The organism is Mycobacterium sp. TH-M15 (assembly GCF_057473705.1).
Genome location: NZ_JBYCLB010000349.1, coordinates 1 through 2170 on the forward strand (window position 1 = coordinate 1; position 2170 = coordinate 2170).

Here is a 2170-nt window from a genome sequence, read left to right on the forward strand (position 1 = left end):
GGCTCGGGCAGCCTCGGCGGTCTCGCCGTCCCAGTCCAAGAAGCCGACGGTCTCGCCGATCGCCGCCGACGCTGCCCGGGTGCCGTGTGCTCGGGCGATCGCCGCCTCGAATACCGCGGTGATCATGTCCGGATCCCAGCGGTCGATGTCGGCCAGCGTTATCGTCACAGCGCACTGGGCCTTTTCCGGCCGGCCTCCGCCTCGATGTCTTCGAACGCCTGCTTGTGGCGCTGCTCCATGAAGGTGAACTCCGCTGCGGCGACATGCATGCCGCAGGAATGGTCGCCGATCCGTCGGATGTGTTCGCTGCTGGTCGGCTCCCAGCTGTCCAAAAGCCCGGCTAGTGCGGCGGCTGAGGAACCCACCCAGCCGGAGTGCGCCTCGGTGGCATCGGCGTGTGCGGCACGTTGCACCGCGTGCAGGGTCTCGCCGTGCTCACCGAGTGCGTTACCGGCGCCGGTCAGGGCCACCGGGTCGAGTCGTAAGCCATTGTTGTTCGGCATTCGGTTAGCTCCGATCACAGTCCGGGTGCCGGCCGATCGCCGGCCGGTGACTGTTGATCGGCAAGTTTAACCTGAAAGCCGGTCAGGAACTTCCGCCTGGCGTGGAGGTAGTCGCGGTCTTGCGGCTGGGTTGTCTGCATGGTGACGGTGACCGCCCAGACGTTCCCGCCGCCGTTCTGGAGGCTGACGACCAGGCTGGTGACCCACCGGCCCTCGAGAAGGTAGCCGATGGTCGTAGCGGGGTAGCCGCACACCGCGGTAGGAGCGTCGGCTTGGATCGCGGCGACATTCGCTGTAATCGCGTGGCGCTCGAAGTCGATTGCCTGCTGCGGATTGTCGACCCTTCCGGTGAGGTCCTCCAGGGTGACCACGACGTTCGGGGTGAAATCGTCGGCGCGCAGCGCCTGGTTGAGCCCGATGCAGCGAACCACCTGCGGTTCCTTCGGGACGGCGTAGGCCCAGCCCGGCAGCTTCGACAACGCCAGGAAAGGCTCGGTATCGACCTGGCGGTCCAGCGCTACCCGAGGCTCGTCGGCCGACTCGGCAGCTGAGTGCCCGGCCGCTTCAGCCATGCCCCACGCGCAACAAATCGGCGATGCTGGCCAGCTTGACCCGGGGCCGGCCGCTCGGCTCGCCGGTGGAGCGTTCGTGGGCGTCGATCAGCTGCCAGTGCTCGTCGGTGACCAGCTCCGGCCGCCGGGAGAGCAGCCACGCCCGCAGCTCCTCGTCGTAGTCCGGCCCGACGTCGCGCAGATCGCCGGCGGCCAGATCGGCCGCCAGCGTGTCGACGGTGGCCTGCGAGTCGCTCTTGTTGGACCCGATCACCCCGGACGGCCCGCGTTTGATCCAGCCGACCACGTACTGGTTGCGGGTGCCGTCGATTCGCCCGTCGGTGTGCGGGATGGTGCAGCTCTTCTCGTCGAACGGCAGCCCCGGCGTCGGCACCCCGCGGTAGCCGACCGCGCGCACCACCAGGTCGACCGGCAGCACCTCCCGCTCGCCGGTGTCGTGGGCGCTCACCCGGCCGTCGTCGCCGGTCACCAGCTCGTTGCGGCCCAGCACGATCTCCTGCACCCGGCCGTCACCGCGGATCTCGATCGGCGACGTGCAGAACCGGAAGACGATCCGGCGATGGTCCGGGTGCAGCTCGGCGCCGACGTAGCCGCGCAGCACCTTGATGTTCGCCTTGGGGTGCTTGCCGGCCGCCTCGACGTCGGCGTCGGTGATCCCGGCCAGCTCGGCGGCGTCGATCACCACGTCGACGCCTTCGAGTGATTTCATCTCGCCGAGCTCGCGCAGCTCCGGGCTGGTGAAGGTGGCCTGCAGCGGGCCGCGGCGCCCGATGATCACCACCTCTTCGACGCCCCGCGGGTCCAGCAGTGCCAGTGCGTGGTCGGCGATGTCGGTGCCGCGCAGCTCGTCGGGGTCGCTGACCAGGATGCGGGCCACGTCCAGCGCCACGTTGCCGTTGCCGATGACGACGGCGCGCTTGCCGGTCAGGTCCGGCGCCATCTCGGTGAAGTGCGGGTGGCAGTTGTACCAGCCGACGAAGTCGACCGCGGCGACGCTGCCGGGTAGATCCTCGCCCGGGATGCCCAGGTGCCGGTCGGTCTGGGCGCCGACCGCGTAGATCACCGCGTCGTACCGCTCGGCGAGCTCGTCGGCTT

At 69.4% G+C, this 2170-nt stretch carries 3 protein-coding genes; all 3 read right to left on the reverse strand.

The features are described from left to right. Nucleotides 1-164: 164 nt before the first annotated feature. Entirely contained in the window at nt 165-503 is a 339-nt protein-coding gene (locus AC2VNT_RS08570) for a WXG100 family type VII secretion target (RefSeq protein WP_486946449.1), read from the reverse strand. A gap of 14 nt (nt 504-517) precedes the next feature. Next, complete coding sequence (locus AC2VNT_RS08575) at nt 518-1075, reverse strand: LpqN/LpqT family lipoprotein (RefSeq protein ID WP_486946450.1); 558 nt, start codon at nt 1073-1075, stop codon at nt 518-520. Then, on the reverse strand, nt 1068-2170 hold a 1103-nt coding region (locus AC2VNT_RS08580), incomplete at its 5' end, for a ferredoxin--NADP reductase domain-containing protein (RefSeq protein ID WP_486946451.1). The genes AC2VNT_RS08580 and AC2VNT_RS08575, both read right to left, overlap by 8 nt.